Origin of the sequence: Lactiplantibacillus sp. 30.2.29 (genome assembly GCF_018991255.1) — a bacterium.
GTDB lineage: Bacteria > Bacillota > Bacilli > Lactobacillales > Lactobacillaceae > Lactiplantibacillus > Lactiplantibacillus pentosus.
In genome coordinates, this window is the sequence record NZ_JAGYGU010000020.1 from 23501 (window position 1) to 42379 (window position 18879).

Annotated in this window: 15 protein-coding genes; all 15 read right to left on the minus strand. The window is 47.4% G+C overall.

Annotation, left to right across the window (positions count from 1 at the left end; all coding sequences use genetic code 11):
- Window positions 1–255: 255 nt before the first annotated feature.
- The 15 genes from KGF65_RS11545 to yaaA all read right to left on the minus strand — a co-directional run bounded on the left by KGF65_RS11545 (window position 256) and on the right by yaaA (window position 18805).
- Window positions 256–1872, minus strand: a complete 1617-nt coding sequence (locus KGF65_RS11545) for a peptide ABC transporter substrate-binding protein (RefSeq protein WP_101872563.1) — start codon at window positions 1870–1872, stop codon at window positions 256–258.
- 31 nt (window positions 1873–1903) lie between these two features.
- Window positions 1904–2029 (minus strand): hypothetical protein, encoded by a 126-nt coding sequence (locus KGF65_RS17290; protein WP_257790726.1) that lies wholly within the window; start codon window positions 2027–2029, stop codon window positions 1904–1906.
- Between the two features lie 1214 nt (window positions 2030–3243).
- Window positions 3244–4482 carry a glutamate-5-semialdehyde dehydrogenase gene (locus KGF65_RS11550; RefSeq protein ID WP_216748533.1) on the minus strand — a complete coding sequence of 413 codons (1239 nt, stop codon included), beginning with the start codon at window positions 4480–4482 and terminating at the stop codon, window positions 3244–3246.
- Between the two features lie 23 nt (window positions 4483–4505).
- Entirely contained in the window at window positions 4506–5303 is a 798-nt protein-coding gene (proB, locus tag KGF65_RS11555; protein WP_003637278.1) for a glutamate 5-kinase, read from the minus strand.
- Between the two features lie 20 nt (window positions 5304–5323).
- Window positions 5324–6547 carry an MFS transporter gene (locus KGF65_RS11560; protein WP_101872561.1) on the minus strand — a complete coding sequence of 408 codons (1224 nt, stop codon included), beginning with the start codon at window positions 6545–6547 and terminating at the stop codon, window positions 5324–5326.
- Window positions 6548–6777: 230 nt separating this feature from the next.
- Entirely contained in the window at window positions 6778–8208 is a 1431-nt protein-coding gene (gene dnaB, locus KGF65_RS11565) for a replicative DNA helicase (RefSeq protein ID WP_088770332.1), read from the minus strand.
- Window positions 8209–8223: 15 nt separating this feature from the next.
- Complete coding sequence (rplI, locus tag KGF65_RS11570) at window positions 8224–8676, minus strand: 50S ribosomal protein L9 (protein WP_050338056.1); 453 nt, start codon at window positions 8674–8676, stop codon at window positions 8224–8226.
- 13 nt (window positions 8677–8689) lie between these two features.
- On the minus strand, window positions 8690–10702 hold the full coding sequence (locus tag KGF65_RS11575) for a DHH family phosphoesterase (RefSeq protein WP_050338057.1): 2013 nt from the start codon (window positions 10700–10702) through the stop codon (window positions 8690–8692).
- A gap of 176 nt (window positions 10703–10878) precedes the next feature.
- The gene (rpsR, locus tag KGF65_RS11580; protein WP_003637273.1) at window positions 10879–11115 is read right to left on the minus strand and encodes a 30S ribosomal protein S18; all 237 of its coding nucleotides are present in this window, start codon (window positions 11113–11115) and stop codon (window positions 10879–10881) included.
- Between the two features lie 38 nt (window positions 11116–11153).
- A complete protein-coding gene (gene ssb, locus KGF65_RS11585) occupies window positions 11154–11747 on the minus strand; it encodes a single-stranded DNA-binding protein (RefSeq protein WP_050338058.1) in 594 nt (197 codons plus the stop codon).
- A 36-nt stretch (window positions 11748–11783) separates the two neighbouring features.
- Entirely contained in the window at window positions 11784–12083 is a 300-nt protein-coding gene (gene rpsF, locus KGF65_RS11590; RefSeq protein ID WP_003637271.1) for a 30S ribosomal protein S6, read from the minus strand.
- Between the two features lie 638 nt (window positions 12084–12721).
- Window positions 12722–15331, minus strand: a complete 2610-nt coding sequence (gene gyrA / locus KGF65_RS11595) for a DNA gyrase subunit A (protein ID WP_101872560.1) — start codon at window positions 15329–15331, stop codon at window positions 12722–12724.
- A gap of 172 nt (window positions 15332–15503) precedes the next feature.
- Window positions 15504–17450: a DNA topoisomerase (ATP-hydrolyzing) subunit B gene (gyrB, locus tag KGF65_RS11600; RefSeq protein ID WP_101872559.1), complete on the minus strand. Its 1947-nt coding sequence runs from the start codon at window positions 17448–17450 to the stop codon at window positions 15504–15506.
- Window positions 17447–18571: a DNA replication/repair protein RecF gene (recF, locus tag KGF65_RS11605; RefSeq protein WP_216748534.1), complete on the minus strand. Its 1125-nt coding sequence runs from the start codon at window positions 18569–18571 to the stop codon at window positions 17447–17449. The genes gyrB and recF overlap by 4 nt, the downstream gene beginning before the upstream one ends.
- Window positions 18572–18805: a S4 domain-containing protein YaaA gene (yaaA, locus tag KGF65_RS11610; protein WP_003637267.1), complete on the minus strand. Its 234-nt coding sequence runs from the start codon at window positions 18803–18805 to the stop codon at window positions 18572–18574.
- Window positions 18806–18879 lie beyond the last annotated feature (74 nt).

Here is an 18879-nt window from a genome sequence, read left to right on the forward strand (position 1 = left end):
CGTGGTGACTAACGTTAACTTGTCTAGTCTCACAATTGATCAAAAAAAGCCGAAAAAACGTGGTTTTTTCGGCTTAGTTGATTTATTCAATTACATTTCTATCAAATTATTAATATTCCTGGCGGTGGTTGGACCTAAAAACGCCATTCAGGCGCGTAGACCTGAATGGCGTTGTGGTTGAGAGTTGGCACTTCAGAAGCTTCTGATTTGAAGCTTCTAAAACTTCTTAAAGTAGTGTTTGCCCCACATAAAGTACTATTTCCAATAAGCGTACCGATAAAGCGTATCCCGCAACAGGGTGAAGTGTACGCCGCCGACTTTTTTACTGATCAGGTGTGCGGCCGACGTTTGATAGATTGGGGTTACCCCTTGTTCTTGAGCAACTAACTTAGCAGCTTGTTGCATCGTCTGGTAACGCGCCTTGGTGGACTGCTTATCAGCGGTGATCGTTGAAATCAGCTTCTCGTACTTGGCGTTGTTGAACTTCCCGAAGTTAACGGAGTTGGTCATTGACGCCTTGTTCAAGAAATCAATCGGGTCTTGGAAGTCACTGGACCAGGACAAGGTCGCAAAGTCAAAGTCACCCTTGCTGAGCGTTGAAATTTCGTTGGTCAGTGGAACTGACTTCACGTTGACGGTCACCCCTTTGAGATTCTTCTGGATGGCTGCTTGAATGTATTCAGCGACAGATTTATTAATATCATTGTCATTCGTTAGTAATTGCAGCGTCAACTTCTGGTTACCAAGACTAGCCTGGGCTTTCTTCCAGTATTGCTTGGCCTTCGCGGGACTGTATGGATACAAATTACCCGTATCCGTATTGAAGTCCTTGCCGGTCGTTGGATTCGTCGTATTGCCTGATGGGACTAACGACGTCGCCGCAACGGAACCATCCTTCAGAATGTTCTTGACCAGCGATTGCCGGTTGAGCGCGTAGCTAACCGCCCGCCGTAAATCGGTGTTCTGTAGCGCAGACCGTTTCTGATTCCAGAGCATGAAGTAGAGCTGGTTCAGCTTCGTAATCTTCAACTGACTCTTAAGCGACCCGCGTTCTGCCTCGGAGACTTGAGTCCCGGTAATCTGGGTCACTTGAACCTGATTGCTTTGGAACAAGTTTTCAGCGGTACTATTATTCTTGACCGTCTGAACCTTGACGTTCTTGATTTTAACCTGTTTATGCCCATAGTAATACGGGTTCTTCACGTATTTCCACGTGTCATTAGTTCCCGTCCAACCCTTGAGGACGTATGGGCCATTCGACAAGGTCTTCGTGGCTGAAGTGCCGTACTTATTGCCGTATTTTTCTGTAAAAGTTTTATTCAACGGATAAATTTCCGTAGCCAGCCGGTAGTTGAAGTACGGCACCCGTTGTTTCAGCGTGATTTGCAACTTGTACTTGCCCAGCGCCTTAACGCCTAACGTCTTAACAGCTTTTTTACCCGCCGTGATGGCCGTAGCATTCTTGATTTCAGCCACGTGCCCAACTTCTTGGGACTTCGTATTCGGATCAACTTGCCGTTGTAAAGAATAAACGAAGTCGGCCGCCGTGACTTTTTTACCATTCGACCACTTCGCATTGTGCCGCAGATTGAAGGTGTACGTCTTCCCATCATTAGTTGGTTTGACGACCTTCTTGGCAATCGCGGGTACCACTTTACCCTTTTGGTTGGTGGTGTATAGCCCTTCCATGAACTGTGCAATGGCGGCCTGGCTGACGATATCATCAGCTTTATCGGGGTCGGCCGTTGCCATCGCTTGGCTGGCAGTGACGTTCAGAGTCTTCTGCTGACTAGACTTCTGACTGCCACACCCTGCTAAGACTAACCCTAGTAACGCAATACTGACACCGCTGACCCATAATTTAATTTTCATCACTCATAACCCCTCACCTAGTAATCCTGTGTTATTGCCGACTGTCAATTGCTTGGCAACAACAACACATCAACGGTAAGCCGCCATTATCCGTCGTGAGCCGCATACTGCCGGTCTTCACAACTAATTGACCGTTTTGTGATCCTAAGTTAGTCATCGTGATTCCTCCCAAATAATTAAAAACTAGTTAAGATAAGATTAGTGCTAGAGTTTACATCTGTCAACTAAAAGTTTTCATAGGCGCGTGTAACTGTCGCTGATTAAGGGTTTCAGAGTGTGAGGTTCAGACGGGTTGGGACTGAGGATTAGCCTAGCTAGAGCGTTAAGCGGTGAATTTCCGCTTGGCGTTCTAGCGTAGCTAACCGGAAGTCCCAGTCTGACCCGAACACGTTTCGACAATATTGCTGACGAGCCAAACTTGTTTTTGTCAGCATGGTAAATGAGAGTTGACCCTGTACTAGATGATTAGCTGTGTCTAAGGTGCGCTAAGCAATTGGTTTACTGTTCGTCAGCAGATACGCGCCCTAGTTCGACTTCCGGGGCCGGCTGACAACGCTGGAACAGGGCGGATGAACGGCCACCTATTTGGGTACAATTGAACGTTGAACATTAGGTGACTGGTTCTTCATGCAAACTTTTAAGTAGCATCGATGACGATTTATTGAGCTTAAATACTAATATGATTGCCTGAAGATTATTGAGCAACTTGTTGAATGGAAACTATCCTTCAAGTTAGACGACGTATTTGCCATCCGTTTAAAATTTAAGACTTTTACATTGTAAGTGCCTAGGGAAATTTCTGACAATGTTCAGTGATGCTGCGTACTCCTATTAATTAGAATACGAGTATGATTGCTTTTATCAGAAGCTTATCTTACAGTTTATTACCAAAATGACTGTTTACTAAGAGTCAACGACCAGTTCATTTAAAGTTGGGTCCGCACATGTCCGCTTTTCGAATACAATACCGGCTGGAAGGTATTCTGGGCAAGGCCCAGTGGTGAAATTTCACTTAGCAAGCGTTTTGTGCTTGGTTAGTGAAAGACCAGCATTTAAGACGCGGGTTGTCGGCTTAAATCTGTGTCCACCACGTTCCGGCCATTGCCCAGAATGCCTGGAAGCCGGCCTAGGACGAACCTACAACTGAAAGTTTACGCTAACTTGCTTTGTTTCCAGCGGTTCTCAGCTGGCTGCCTTTGAACTTAATCTTAGTTTTTTAATCATCTTTAGTACTAAAATACTGAAGTACTAAGACATTAAAGTACTGAGGCACCAAAGTACTAAAATACTAAAAAAGTGCCACAGTGCACAGTCATCCATCAGGACTAACTGTGCACTGTGGCACTTATATTGGCTTAAGTTAACATCCGCTTAATGGCGAACTTGGCCGTTACCGTCAATCACATACTTATACGAGGTGAGTTCGGCTAAGCCCATTGGTCCACGGGCATGTAATTTCTGCGTTGAAATGCCGATTTCAGCCCCGAAGCCAAATTCAAAGCCGTCGGTAAACCGAGTTGAGGCGTTGATATAAACGCAAGCCGCATTGACCCGTTGCTGGAAGATCTTACCTGCTTGGTAGTTATCCGTCACAACGGCTTCCGAATGTTGCGTATTGTAGCGGTTGATGTGTGCAATGGCCGCTGCTTCTGAATCCACGACTTTCACCGCAATGATCAAATCATTGTATTCAGTACCCCAGTCAGCATCCGTCGCTGGTACGACGTCCGGTACGATTGCTTGGGTCGCTTGGTCACCACGGACTTCGACACCCTGGTCACGTAACGCTTGAATCATGCTTGGTAAGTACGCTGCCGCAACGTCTTGATGGATCAAGAGTTTTTCGGTGGCGTTGCAGACGGAAGGCCGCTGAACCTTACCGTTAATGACAATGTCTGTGGCCATTTGCAACTGCGCATCCTTATCAACGTAAACGTGGCAATTACCGGCACCCGTTTCAATGACGGGCACCGTGGCTTTGGCGAGGACCGTCTGAATCAAACGTGCACTGCCCCGCGGAATCAAGACATCCACGTAGTCCGTCAGTTGCATGAACTTCTCGGCCGTGGCGTGCGAGGTATCTGTAATTAATTGGATCGCGTTTTCATCCACGTCATTAGCACGTAAGGCGCCGCGGAGGACTTGAACTAACGCTTGGTTAGAGTGAATTGCTTCCTTGCCACCCCGTAAAATGACGGCGTTGCCCGTCTTAAAACAGAGCGTGGAGGCGTCGACCGTCACGTTCGGGCGTGCTTCAAAAATCATTCCGATAACTCCGAGTGGCACCCGTTCCTTAGCGATCATCAGACCGGCTTCATTGCGCCAAGCGCGGTCGACATTGCCGATTGGATCGGGTAAAGCGACCACTTGTTTGAGACCAGTAGCCATCGCTTCGATCCGGTCAGCAGTCAGTCTGAGTCGGTCCACGAATTTTTCAGGAACTTGCGGGTTTTCTAAGTCCTTCGCATTGGCTGCTAGAATTTCATCCTGCTGGGTCGTTAAGGCCGTTGCCATCGCTAACAATACTTGGTTCTTTTGCATCGTGGACAGTAATCCCAGCGAATAGCTGGCCTGCTGTGCGCGCTGCCCTAATTGTGCTAAGTCTTCCATGCGATTTGTCCTCCTATTCTTGTCTAACCAAAGAGCGTGCCGACGGGTTCACCTGCTAAAATTTGAAAAATCACGCTAGGGTCCGCTCCATTCGCCAAAATCATCTGGCCGTGCGCGTCAATCATCCGTTCTGCGGCTTTGAGCTTCGTGACCATCCCACCAGTGCCGAAACGACTCCCACTACCACCAGCGAGTTCGTACGTGTGCTGGTCGACCTTCTCGATATGGGCCAGTAACTGCGCTTGCGCATCAGCATTCGGATTCCCATCATAAAAGCCATCGATATCGGATAGCATAATCAGTAGATCCGCCCCAATATTGGTCGCCACGATGGCCGAGAGTTGGTCGTTATCACCAAACTTAGTCTCATGGTCCAATTCATCCACGGCGACCGTATCATTTTCATTCACAATTGGCACCACGTTTTGTTTGAGCAACGCTTCAAAGGTATTCAACACATTGTGATGACTCTTGGGGTAAACAAAAATATCGCGCGTTAATAGTAACTGGCCGATTTTTTGCTCATAAATGGCAAACCGTTCTTTATAAATCGAAATCAATTCAGTTTGACCAATTGCTGCGATCGCCTGTTGCTCTGGAATCGCTTTGGGCCGTTGCTTTAAGCCCATATAATTCAAACCGACACCAATGGCCCCCGAGGAGACAAGTACGACCTCGCGTCCCCGATGCCGCATTGCACTAATCACAAAGGCTAATTGATCGATTGCACGTAAATTGATCGACCCATCGGGATAGACCAACGTACTCGTCCCAACCTTGATTACGACGCGTTTGGCGTGCAATTTTCGCATCACTTTCATGACGACACCATCTTTTCTGATTATTTTGTTTCACGTGAAACATTGGTTTTTAAATCTGTTTTCATATAATTAACCGCGCGGGGACGATTCAGATGGACCACCCCAACATTGACTGCTAACACGATTAGTAGGACCACGAACGCCAGGAGAAACAGCGCTTTATACGACCAGTTGTCAATGATCACCCCACCGAACAGTGGCCCGAGTGAACGTCCCAGCGCACAAAAGGCCTGGACTAATCCTTGGTAGCGGCCCTTGGCACTGATTGGCGACAACTGGCTGACTAGCGTTGGCATTGCCGGCGACCAAGTGGCCTCGCCAATCGTTAAGAGGACCATCGCAAAGATAAAGTGCGGGTAGTCATGAGCAATCACTAACGATAAAAACGATAGCCCGACAAATAACATGCCAAAGAAGAATTGATAATAGAGATTTTTGATTCGGTCGCCTAACAAGCTCAAGATACTTTGAATCAGCACCAGCAAGCCCGCGTTGATCGTCCACAAAAAGCTGTAGTTGCGCAGTGGCATCCCCAGGTTGGTCATGTAGACCGAGAGATTGCTGACCCATTGCTCATATAACAGCCAAATAATAAATAAACTAATAAAGAAGGTCCACACGATATGGAAATTAGCACGGGGCAATTGGACATTTTGACCCTGCCGCGGATCAACGCCCGTGACATTCGATGAATCCACGTTGTATTCAAACAGCGCGATAATCAAGAAAATCACGAATAAACTGGTCGTCAGTGAAAACAATAGCTGCATGCCCATGCTGTAAACGATTCCCACCAGCATCGTCCCGAAGACCACGCCAAGATTGGCGGCTAAGTACATTAACGTAAAGGTTCGCCGAACTTTGTCGCGGGGCACACTGGCCGCCAGCGCGTTAAACATCGTATTCAACCAGCCACTGGCAAACCCGGTCACCACTAATAGTAACGGATACCAGGGCCAACCATGAAAGAAGATCAGCGCGAAGTTAGCGAGTCCGTTCAGACCAATTCCCATTAATAACAAGTGGTACGGATTACCGCGGTCAAAGATCCGCCCGCCGATGGTGCTTGCTAACACGTTGGCGACCGAATTAAGCATTAAGACCACACCCGTCTCCGTTAACGACTTTCCTAAGACGTTATGCATGTAAATCGTTGTTAACGGCCAAATAAAGCTCATACCGATGTTATTCATGAACTGCCCGGCAATCAGCCAGGGGGTCTTAATCAACTGTTTTTGTGCCACACCATCACCACCATCTTCTACCTAAATATTGATTAATACTTACTTTGAGCGAACGCCATCCAGGATTTATTGAAAAGCGTTTACTTGAGATTTTAATCCGTCTACTTTTCATCATAGCAAAATTTATTCAAAATAACAGGGGCATTTATATTTTGATTGCCGGCTCTCATCCGGTCCCCCAAAAAAGCCAGCTAAAAAAGCCCCCTTAAGGACAATTAAGGAGGCTTGGTTTAAGCTTGCGGATCCTGTGCATAGGATACCGACGAGAATTTATTGAATGGTTTGACGAATAATAATTTGACTGTTCCCCGCGCACCGGCACGGTTCTTTTCAATGATGACTTCCACTTCACCAACGTCTTCGGAAGCGTCCTGCTCACGAGGATCACCACCGTTAAAGTCGCCGCCACCACCGCCAAAGTTACCGCCGCCATCTTCATCGTCGCCGCCTTCACGTTCGTAATAATCTTCCCGGTATAGGAAGGCAACGATATCCGCATCTTGTTCAATTGATCCAGATTCACGAATATCAGACAGCACTGGGCGCTTATCTTGACGTTGTTCAACGCCACGTGACAATTGAGATAGCGCAATGACGGGCACGCCGAGTTCCTTTGCCAGCTTCTTCATTTGCCGTGAAATTTCAGAAACTTCTTGTTGCCGGCTTTCGGTATTACTACCTTCGATCAGCTGCAAGTAATCGACGACGATCAGACCCAGGTTACCTTGTTCCTTCGCCAACCGCCGACTCTTGGCACGAATTTCAGACATCTTGATCCCAGGCGTGTCGTCAATGAAGATGCTGGCCTTGGAGAGACTCCCCATCGCGACCACCAAGTGTTCCCACTCTTCTTCATTCAACTGCCCCGTTCGCAAGTGGCCGGCATCGATACTACCTTCAGCACACAGCATCCGGTTAACTAACGATTCGGCCCCCATTTCAAGACTGAAAATTGCCACTGTCGTATCGGTCTTAGTCGCCACATTTTGCGCAATGTTTAAGACAAAGGCCGTCTTACCAACGGCCGGCCGGGCTGCCAAGATAATCAAGTTATCCGGTTGCAGTCCCGCCGTCATCTTGTCGAGTTCGGCAAAGCCAGTCGGTAATCCGGTAATATCATCGTCATTTTGGTATAACCGGTCGATTTCTTCGATGGACGCATTCAACACATCCGAAATCGACTTGAACCCACTCTGATTACGCTGTTCCGACACATTCATGATGTCGCGCTCGGCATCATCCAACAACGTCGTCACGTCGTCATTTTCAGTATAGGCTTTTTGCGTGATTTCCGTCGCGGTCTTGATCAACCGCCGCACTGTCGCTTTTTGCGCCACGATTTTAGCATAGTAGCCCGCATTAGCGGCAGTTGGTACTGAACCAGCCAGTTCAGCAATGTAGCTCATCCCACCGACGTCTTCCAATTGATTTTGGGCCGTCAATAAATCGCTGACCGTCACCGCATCAATCGCTTCGTCCCGGTCGTTCAAGGTCACCATGCTAGCAAAAATGATTTGATGTGCGCGGCGATAGAAATCTTGCGCTTCGACAAACTCCATGGCTTCCACGAGGGCGTCACTATTCAGGAAAATGGCCCCTAAGACCGCTTTTTCAGCTTCAATATTTTGTGGTGGGGTTTGATCCAGCACATCGTTGTTCATTTATGATCCGTCCTTTTACTTTTCGACAACGTGCACGCGAATTTTCGCCGTTACTTCTGGGTGTAACTTAACGGGCACGTTGGTGTAACCTAATACCCGAATTGGTTCTGGCAATTCGATTTTACGTTTATCTAACTTGACTTGGTATTGGTCAGCTAAAGCCGTGGCAATTTGTTTGCTAGGAATTGAGCCGAACAAACGGCCATCAGTACCAGCCTTAGCCTTCAATTCAACGACTGTTTCGTCAGCTTCAAGCACCGTTTTGACTTGCTTAGCTTCCGCTAACTCTTCGGCAGCCCGGGCTGCTTCGGACTTCTGTTCAGCCTTCAACGTATTGATGGCTGCTTTGGTGGCTTCCTTCGCCAATCCTTTTTTGATTAAAAAGTTAGTGGCGTACCCATCCGGCACGTTCTTGATTTGACCACGTTTTCCTTTTCCACGAACATCACTCAAAAAAATAACTTGCATCTTGTCTTCACTCCTAATTAGATTCTGAATCGGTCGTATCAGTGGCCGTTAACAAATCAATCAATGATTGTTTGACCTCATCAACCGACTGGCCTTCAATCTGAGTTGCGGCGTTAGATAAGTGACCGCCACCACCCAGTTTTTCCATATAAACTTGGACGTTGATCTCGCCTAGGGACCGTGCGGAGATGCCGACTCGACCGTCTTCACGGCGTGTAATCACAAATGACGCATCGACGCCCGACATGGACAGCAATGAATCCGCAGCTTGAGCCGCCGTCACCGGATCATACACTTGGTCGTTTTCACCAACACAGAGCGCCATGTCCTGGTTAACAAACTCAACCGTCTCAATGAGGTGATTGCGTTGGAGATAACTATCGACATTTTCCTTCATAAACTGTTGTACGAGCAACGAATCAGCACCCGCTGAACGTAAGTAACTAGCCGCATCGAAGGTCCGTGAACCAGACCGCAATGAGAACGACTTGGTATCAATGACGATCCCCGTCAACATTGCAGTGGCTTCGATCTTATTGATTGGTTCCGCATCATGAGACTGATATTCGAACATTTCAGTAATCAGCTCACACGTCGATGAGGCATATGGTTCAATATAAACCAAAACTGGGTTTTCTGGAAATTCTTCGCCCCGACGATGGTGGTCAATAATCATGACGCGATTTTCAAGCCGTTCATAAAGCGCCTGCGACATCGAAATACTTGGCTTAGAATGGTCGGCCATAATCAATAAACTTTGGTCAGTGGCCTTTTCGAGGGCCTCCTCTGGTGAAATAATCGAAGCTTCGATATCTTCATCAGACTTCAATTGATCTAGTAACCGTTGAATATCTGAATGGACATTTTGTTCATCCAAAACGATCCAACATTGTTTGTCATTCATTTTGGCGATCCGCCGAATACCCAAGCAGGCCCCCACCGCATCCATATCTGGTTGGCGATGCCCTTGGACAAAGACCTGGTCGGACTGATTCATCAATTCCTGTAGGGTCTGACTAATCATCCGTGCCCGGACCCGCGTCCGTTTTTCCATCGGGTTGGTCTTACCACCATAGAAGCGTGCTGGTTCATCTTCAGCCTTCACGACAACTTGGTCACCACCCCGCCCTAACGCCAGGTCCATGTTACTTTGCGCTAAGTCGGCTAAATTATTCATATTTCGTTCGCCGTAAGCAATCCCAATACTCAACGTTAATGGGAAGTTTTGCTTCGAAGTCGATTCTCGAATGCGGTCCAGGATGCGGAACTTATTTTCTTCGACCCGGCGCAAACTGCTTGCATAACCCAGTAAGAAAAAGTGGTCATCATCGAGCCGCTTCAAGTACATGCCGAACATCTGCGTCCACTTGGACAATTCGTTGGTCACGTAATTATTCAAATTGGAAATGTCCGTATCCGTCATCGACTGGGTGATCTCATCGTAGTTATCGAGGAAAATCTGACCAATCACCAACTTTTCGTCCTCAAACTGGTCGGTCAGTTCAGCGTACTTGGTGACGTCCATCATATAGACGGTATTGGTGCTCTGTTGGACGCGTAAATCAAATTGATAGTCTTGCCAGCGAATCGTGGCTGGTTCGTCCATATGCGCGCTCAGCGTCTCTGCCAAGGCTGGATCGATATCTTCCAAGCGATAACCTAAGACGTCCTTATCACCAAAATACCGTTGCAGATAAGGATTGACCCATTCGATGGTCTGATCAGCGTTAAAAATCATCACACCAATTGGCATCTGAATCAAGGCTTCCTGCTCACCGCGTTTGATACGATAAGACAAATCCGAAATATATTCGTTAGCACTCGAGCTCAGCTCAATTAGCGTATTGTAGGACATCACGCCTGCCATCACAATTAAGATGAGGACAACTGTCCCAAAAATCCAGTTCATCAAATAACCGGTCACGAGCATAATTAGCGACAAGCCAAAAATAACCAGCGCTAAGAGCCGTAACTGTTGGTTTTGTAAGAAAAACGGAATTTTTTCGCGCGAAAAGATCTTTTTCATTTTAAAAATCCCTCAAGCCTTCTCAGTAATGTCTATATTTTATCACAAACCACCATTTGCTTCAGCGATTGGTGTTGAACAACGTAAACGCTTCATTTGCCGTGGCTAGCCTATCCTCATCACTTTCAGGGTAAATAAAAACCACAGCACTGAAGTCTGTGGTTTTAAATGACTGATTAGTCTTCGGATACGAATGCTAATAAGCCCATGATCCGTGCACGCTTGATAGCGATCGTTAAAGCACGTTGGTTCTTAGCACTAGTCCCAGTTACACGACGTGGCAAAATCTTTCCACGTTCTGAAATGAAACGACGTAATAAGTCAGTATCTTTATAATCGATGTATTCGATATGGTTAGCGGCGATGAAGTCGACTTTACGACGACGACGGCCACCTCTTCTTTGTTGTGCCATTGATAGTTCCCTCCTCGATGTCTGTCTAAGCAATTAGACTAGAATGGTAAATCATCATCCGAGATATCAATCTGATCGCCATTATTCGCAAATGGATCGGCTTGGTTATTGTTCGCACTGCTTGATGGTGCGGCACTGTTCGCATTACCGGCGTTACCATTCCCAAATGGGTTGTTGTTATTCGCTGATGATTGTTGAGGAGCCGCATTTTGGCCTTGATTACTATACCCACTATTATTGTTGTAATTCGAATTACCATTGTTGTAATTGTTATTACTACCACCATTAGCAGCCTGATGACGTTCAGACTCTGCACGTGATTCTAGTAGTGAGAAGTTTTCAACGACAACTTCTGTAACGTAAACTCGTACCCCTTGTTGGTTTTCGTAGTTCCGGGTTTGAATCCGGCCATCGATTCCAACAAGCGAGCCTTTATGGGTGAAGTTAGCAAAGTTTTCAGCAGCTTTACGCCAGATGACGCAGCTAATGAAATCTGCTTCACGTTCCCCATTTTGATTCGTGAATTGACGGTTTACGGCAATTGTGAATGTCGCGACGGCGGCACCACCATTCGTGTAACGTAATTCCGGATCTCTTGTTAGTCGGCCAACAAGAATTGTACGGTTAATCATGCAGAAGCGCTCCTCTCTTGAAATTAATTTTGTCTATTAGTCTTCGCGTTTAACGATCATGTGACGTAAGATGTCATCATTGATCTTTGAAAGACGGTCGAATTCGTTCAAAGCAGCATCGTCAGTAGCTGTTAAGTTAACGATATGGTAAGTACCTTCGTTAAAGCCACCGATTTCGTATGCGAAACGACGCTTTGACCAGTCTTTTGAATCAATTACTTGCGCACCGTTATCAGTTAAGATTTTGTCAAAACGATCAACTAAAGCTGTCTTAGCAGCATCGTCGATGTCGGGACGTACGATGTAAGTAATTTCATATTTCTTTGATTCACTCATGAAATTTGCACCTCCTTATGGACTTCAGGCCCTTCTCTGCGAAGAGCAAGGAAAGTAATCTAGCAAACGCCAGATACTCACGAATTTAAAGTATATCATCTAAATCAGTTTGTTGCAAGGGTTGAAGCGGCCGACTGTTACAAAAAGATCCTGAATCCGTTACATCAGTTAGTTACGCAGAAGTGGGGTAATTTCCGTTTTATTTCCCGGGAAATATTTTTATTTTCTGAAAGTGCAGGTCAATTTTGCACGTGGCGCCCCAACTCGGGGTTGAATGTACCACCACACATTGCATAGATTGCCGAACTCGCTCAACCTCGTTATTGTCAGCTAGTTGTTATTTAACATTAGCGCAGAATCTTTTAATCAAGATTTGTCTGACAGTTTAATGACAAACTTGCTGTCTGCTAGAAATCAACAACCATTTCAATCCAAACTAAGTCCGCACATGTCTGCCTTTCGAATGCCATCCCTGCCTGGAAGCCAGTGTAGGACGTCCCTACAACAGCAGGTCTCTGCAAAGCTCGCCCCTTTTCCAGCGGTTCTAAGCTGGCGGCTTTTGACCTTGGGGCTTTCCCGATTTAAGTTCAAAAAAAGCTTCGCGAACACTGCCGCGAAGCTTTAAAATCATTAATTCACTATTCAGCTGAATCGTCTGAACTATCCGTATTATCTGAACCGTCTGAACCAGTCGTGCCGTCGTTTGGCGTAGCGGCTGGGGTTTCTTCAACTGACGCAGTCTCGCTTGCGGCTGTGTCATCAGTAGCGCCTTCAGTTGCGTTAGCATCCGTTGGTTCGTCACCTTCAGGCTCTGGATCGACCTTGGCCATCGTGGCGACTTTGCCGTCATCGTCTAAGCGAATCAAGCGAACACCTAACGTGGCCCGGCCAGTTTGTGAGACCGTCGCAATGTTGAAACGAATCATCACACCTTGGTTGGTCATGACCATGATGTCTTCTTGACCGTCAACTGTCGTCAAGCCAGCTAAATGACCGTTCTTGTCAGTCACGTTCGCCGTCTTGATTCCTTTACCACCACGACCCTTGATTGGGTAATCAGCGGCTGGCGTTTGTTTCCCGTAGCCTTTTTCAGTGATGATAAAGACGTTGCTGTCAGGTTTCAAAACGTCAAAGCCAATGACAAAGTCATCGTCGCGGAGGCGAATCCCACGAACCCCAGAAGCCGTCCGACCCATCGAACGTACAGTAGTTTCATCGAAACTGACCGCATAACCGTCATGGGTCCCGATGATCACGTTCTGGTGACCGTCAGTGATCGTGACGCCGATCAATTCGTCGTCATCTTTCAACGTAATCGCCTTTAAGCCGTTACTCCGGATATTGGCAAATTCTTGAACTGGTGTCCGTTTAACGACCCCGTTGACCGTGGTGAAGAACAAGTAGTTGTCTGACGCACTGGCATCGCCCGTAACGTTAACGACCGCCTGAATCTTCTCACCGGAATTAACGCCCAATAGGTTGATGACTGGAATCCCCTTAGCGGTCCGGCCGTATTCAGGAATTTCGTAGGCCTTCATCCGATAGACCTTACCAGCATTCGTAAAGAAGAGTAAGACGTCGTGCGTCGATGTCGTTAAGAGGTGCTCGATAAAGTCATCATCGTGCACGTCCATCCCTTGAATCCCACGGCCACCACGATGTTGCGACTTAAATTCAGTCGTTGGCAAGCGTTTGATGTAGCCATTGTGCGTCAAGGTCACGGCAACTTCTTCTTCTTCGATCAAGTCTTCGTCTTCGATACTTAAGACTTCACCGACCATGAGTTCAGTCCGGCGCTTGTCACCAAATTTCCGTTGAATTTCCATTAATTCTTCGTAGATGATTTGGTTGATGCGTTCCTTGCTGCCTAGAATTTCTTTGTAGTCCGCGATCGACTTCAGTAAGTCTTGATACTCGCTCTCAATCTTTTCACGTTCCAAACCGGTCAGGCGAACTAACCGCATATCCAAGATGGCTTGGGCCTGTTTGTCTGACAAACCGAAGTTATCCATCAATTGGTTCTTAGCGATTTCACTCGTTTCAGACTGACGAATGATCCGAATGATTTCGTCGATATGGTCAAGCGCGATTCGTAACCCTTCTAGAATGTGGGCCCGTGCTTGGGCCTTCTTCAAGTCGAATTCCGTCCGCCGCCGAATAACGTCTTCTTGGTGTTCCAAGTAATAGATCAAAATCTGCTTGAGACTTAAGACTTTTGGCGCACCCTTGACGATGGCCAACATGTTGAAACCAAAGTTCGTCTGCATCAACGTCATCTTGTATAAATTATTCAAGATGACGGAGGCACTGGCATCCCGACGAACATCAATCACGATCCGCATCCCTTCACGGTCACTTTCGTCATTGATGTCGGTAATGCCTTCGATTTCCTTGTCCCGAGCCAGGCCCGCGATTCGTTCAATCAACTTGGCCTTATTGACCATGTAAGGTAATTCGGTCACGATGATCCGTTGCTTGCCGTTCTTCTGGTCTTGAATATCGACCTTGGCCCGCACGATAATGTTACCGCGTCCGGTCTGGTAAGCTTTCCGAATTCCAGACTTACCCATGACGATCCCGCCAGTTGGGAAATCTGGTCCTGGTAAGACTTCCATCAAGTCCGCAGTCGTTGCATCCGGATTATCCATCAACAAGTGAATGGCAGAAATAACCTCAGCCAAGTTATGTGGTGGAATGTTGGTCGTCATCCCAACGGCGATCCCGGTCGCCCCGTTGACTAATAAGTTAGGGAAACGGGCAGGTAAAACTGCTGGTTCCCGTTCCGTATCGTCATAGTTAGGTTGCCAATCAACCGTGTCTTTATTAATATCGCGCAGCATTTCAACCGCGATTTTACTCATCCGGGCTTCGGTATACCGCATGGCAGCGGCACCATCACCATCGACGGAGCCAAAGTTCCCGTGACCATCGACTAGCATGTAGCGATAACTAAAGTCTTGGGCCATCCGCACCATTGACTCGTAAATTGCGGAGTCACCGTGGGGATGATATTTCCCCATGACGTCCCCGACGATCCGGGCCGATTTCTTATAAGGTTTGTCCGGCGTCACACCCAGTTCACTCATCCCGTAAAGGATCCGCCGGTGCACTGGTTTTAATCCATCTCGCACATCCGGTAACGCCCGCGCCACGATAACACTCATGGCGTAACTTAAGAATGACGTCCGCATGGTTTTGGAGAGGTTCACATCCGAAATGCGATTGTTTGATAAATCTGAATCAGCCAAAATATTCGTCCTCCTTCATCCATTTTGCCGCAATTAAAGCTCGTTTAATAATATGTCTACTGGGCAGTCCTACCGCCTAATCGGTTGAGCAGAACTGACGGATTGACCAGGTCATTAACTAACCATGCCAATGTCTCCCAGCCACTCAGCGTTGAACCACTAAGCTGACACACTAAACATCCAGATCCTGGACGAACTTGGCATTATCTTCAATAAATTCCCGGCGCGGTTTGACTTGGTCGCCCATTAACATCGAGAAGACGCCGTCAGCATCGGCCGCATCTTCATCACGAACGCGCAAAAGCCGCCGCTTGTCTGGATCCATGGTCGTTTCCCATAATTGTTCCGCGTCCATTTCACCAAGCCCCTTGTACCGTTGCACAACTGGCTTAGGTGATGGGGCCAATTGTCCCAAGACCTCGCTCAATTCTTCATCGGAATCGATATACTTCACGAATTTACCTTGGCGCACTTGATACAACGGTGGCTGGGCAATATACACGAACCCAGCGTCCACTAACGGCCGCATATACCGGTAGAACAACGTTAAGAGTAACGTCCGAATATGCGCACCATCGACATCGGCATCGGTCATGATGATCAACTTGTGGTAGTTGGCCTTGCTCAAGTCGAAGTCACCACCGAAACCAGTGCCCATCGCTGTAAATAGTGACCGAATTTCTTCGTTAGCTAGAATCTTATCGATGCTGGCCTTTTCGACGTTTAAAATTTTCCCCCGGATTGGTAGGATCGCTTGCGTTAACCGCGAGCGACCCTGCTTAGCTGACCCACCGGCGGAATCCCCTTCGACGATGAATAATTCACTGATTTCAGGGTCTTTACTGGTGTTATCGGCTAATTTACCGGGCAGATTACTGATTTCAAGTCCGCTCTTCTTCCGCGTCACTTCCCGCGCACGCTTGGCAGCGACCCGGGCCTTGGAAGCAAGCATCCCTTTATCAACCACTTTGCGCGCAACACTTGGGTTTTCCATCAAGTACTTACTGAAGTGTTCTGAGAACAAGCGATCCACTGCAGCCCGCGCATCGGAGTTCCCCAACTTGGTCTTCGTTTGACCTTCAAATTGTGGGTCCGGGTGCTTGACACTGACAACGGCCGTCATTCCTTCACGCACGTCTTCACCAGATAGGTTCGCGTCGTTTTCCTTCAACAGGTTATTCTTACGCGCATAGTCGTTGATGACCCGCGTTAAGGCGCGTTTGAACCCTTCTTCATGGGTCCCACCTTCGTAGGTATGAATATTGTTGGTAAACGTCATCAGATTGCTGTGGTAGTCATCCGTATATTGGAGTGCGACTTCCACAGTGATACCGTTTTGTTCCCCTTCCACGTAGATTGGTTCTGGGAACAAGACCGTCTTGTTCTTATCGAGGTATTCAACGTAGTGCCGAATCCCACCTTCATAGAGAAAGTCGTCTTCAGTCGGTTCGTCTGGTCGATTGTCGCGAATCGTGATACGCAGGCCCTTGTTCAAGAAAGCCAGTTCACGAATTCGCGTCGTTAAAATATTAATATCATAGGTCGTCGTTTCACGGAAAATATCTGGATCCGGCACAAAATGAACGGCCGTTCCATGCGCATCGTCCGGTGCGTCACCGATAATCTTCATCGGTGTCTTCACTTTCCCACGTTCAAAGTCCATGTAATAAACATGGCCATTCCGGGTAACTTTAACATCCAGGCTTGAGGACAGTGCGTTAACGACTGAGGCCCCAACCCCGTGCAGACCACCGGAGACTTTATAACCGCCACCGCCAAACTTACCACCGGCATGCAGAATCGTATAAACCGTTTCGAGGGCTGGTTTACCAGTCTTTTCTTGGATATCGACTGGAATCCCCCGCCCATTATCGGTTACCGTGATACTGTTATCCTTTTCAACGGTCACGTGAATGACGTTTGCAAATCCTGCCAACGCTTCATCGATCCCGTTGTCCACGATTTCCCAGACCAAATGATGGAGACCTTGGCTACTCGTGGTACCGATATACATTCCGGGACGTTTCCGGACAGCTTCTAATCCTTCCAAAACTTGAATCTGACTGGCATCGTATTCACGAGCCTGTTCAAGTTTGGTTTCTTTTTCGTTTTCGGTCAATGCGGTTCCTCCTCTTGTAAAGTGCCGTGACTAACTTCAAATACTTTTGGCGCATTAATTAATTTGCGGGCCACCCCGTCGAGACTCGGCGTGGTTAAAAAGGTCTGCACTTTATCTTGTATCGCTGTCAGCAGATGGGTCTGCCGCGCAGCATCTAATTCTGATAAGACATCGTCTAATAATAGGACTGGGTATTCCCCAGTCTCCGCTTTCATCAGATCAATTTCAGCAAGCTTAACCGACAAGGCGGTCGTCCGCTGTTGGCCTTGGGAGCCATACGTTTGGACATTTTTCCCATTGACACCAAACTGCAAATCGTCGCGGTGGGGCCCTAAGAGGGTCGTGCCTTGAAAGATTTCTTTGGCTTGCTGTTGCTCATACAAAGCTTGTAGCGTTTGATAAATATGGTCGACCGATGTCTGGTCGGCATCTGGGACTTGTGTGACATAGTGAAAGGTCAGTTGTTCTTGCTGCTGCGTGATTTCGCTGTGAACGGCCTGGGCCCACTGTTCGAGTTGTTGCAATAATTCCAGTCGTTTATGGATGATCTCCGCGCCAAATGCCGCTAACTGGTCTGATAAAACGCCCAAATAGACCTTATCCTTGGCTTGTTGCCGATTCAACTGCCGTAAATACTGATTACGCTGTTTTAAAATCGTGCGGTACTGGCTCAAGTTATAGAGGTATTTCGGACTCATCTGACCAAATTCCATATCCATAAAGCGCCGCCGAACTGAAGGCGCGCCTTTGACGATTGATAAATCTTCGGGCGCAAATACAATGACGTTCAAATTACCCACGTATTGGGATAACTTGGCCTGTTCGAGGTGGTTCACCTTGGCCCGTTTGCCCCGTCGACCGAGCTCAAGCTCCAGTGGGACGGTACCGGTACTTTTATGTAACCGGCCTTGCAACGTCGCCGTAGTGGCCTGCCAACGAATCAGTTCTTTGTCATTAGCAGTTCGGTGACTACGCGTTAACGCTAACACGTAAATGGCCTCTAGCAGGTTGGTCTTGCCCTGGGCGTTCTCACCGAGTAATACATTGACACCCCAACTAAAATCAATGGTCAGATCCGCGTAGTTTCGAAAATCATGCAAGACTAAATTTTCTAAGTACATCTAATCAGTCGTTTCTTGATTTGAGCGAATAAAAAATGACCCGTTGTCTTCAACTTCAATCGTATCGCCTGGATAAAGTTTCCGACCCCGCCGATCATCTGGTTCACCATTCACTAATACGGTCATTTCTTTTAAAAACCACTTAGCTTGACCACCTGACCCAATGATGGCCGTTTCTTTTAAGAGCTGCCCCAGTGTCATATATGGGGTATTGATATCTATTGGCTGTTTCACAATGTCACCTGCCTATCTGATTACAAGCTATTAAACGATCGTCTGAAGTGTGACGCACACTCCTAACAGGTTAT

What these genes read in the sequence shown, in the direction of transcription:
- rplI (WP_050338056.1), bottom strand. Translation starts at nt 8,676, where the DNA reads ATGCAAGTTATTTTTTTGAGTGATGTTCGTGGAAAAGGAAAACGTGGT.
- KGF65_RS17290 (WP_257790726.1), bottom strand. Translation starts at nt 2,029, where the DNA reads ATGACTAACTTAGGATCACAAAACGGTCAATTAGTTGTGAAGACCGGC.
- rpsR (WP_003637273.1), bottom strand. Translation starts at nt 11,115, where the DNA reads ATGGCACAACAAAGAAGAGGTGGCCGTCGTCGTCGTAAAGTCGACTTC.
- proB (WP_003637278.1), bottom strand. Translation starts at nt 5,303, where the DNA reads ATGAAAGTGATGCGAAAATTGCACGCCAAACGCGTCGTAATCAAGGTT.
- KGF65_RS11545 (WP_101872563.1), bottom strand. Translation starts at nt 1,872, where the DNA reads ATGAAAATTAAATTATGGGTCAGCGGTGTCAGTATTGCGTTACTAGGG.
- ssb (WP_050338058.1), bottom strand. Translation starts at nt 11,747, where the DNA reads ATGATTAACCGTACAATTCTTGTTGGCCGACTAACAAGAGATCCGGAA.
- KGF65_RS11550 (WP_216748533.1), bottom strand. Translation starts at nt 4,482, where the DNA reads ATGGAAGACTTAGCACAATTAGGGCAGCGCGCACAGCAGGCCAGCTAT.
- KGF65_RS11575 (WP_050338057.1), bottom strand. Translation starts at nt 10,702, where the DNA reads ATGAAAAAGATCTTTTCGCGCGAAAAAATTCCGTTTTTCTTACAAAAC.
- recF (WP_216748534.1), bottom strand. Translation starts at nt 18,571, where the DNA reads ATGTACTTAGAAAATTTAGTCTTGCATGATTTTCGAAACTACGCGGAT.
- dnaB (WP_088770332.1), bottom strand. Translation starts at nt 8,208, where the DNA reads ATGAACAACGATGTGCTGGATCAAACCCCACCACAAAATATTGAAGCT.
- rpsF (WP_003637271.1), bottom strand. Translation starts at nt 12,083, where the DNA reads ATGAGTGAATCAAAGAAATATGAAATTACTTACATCGTACGTCCCGAC.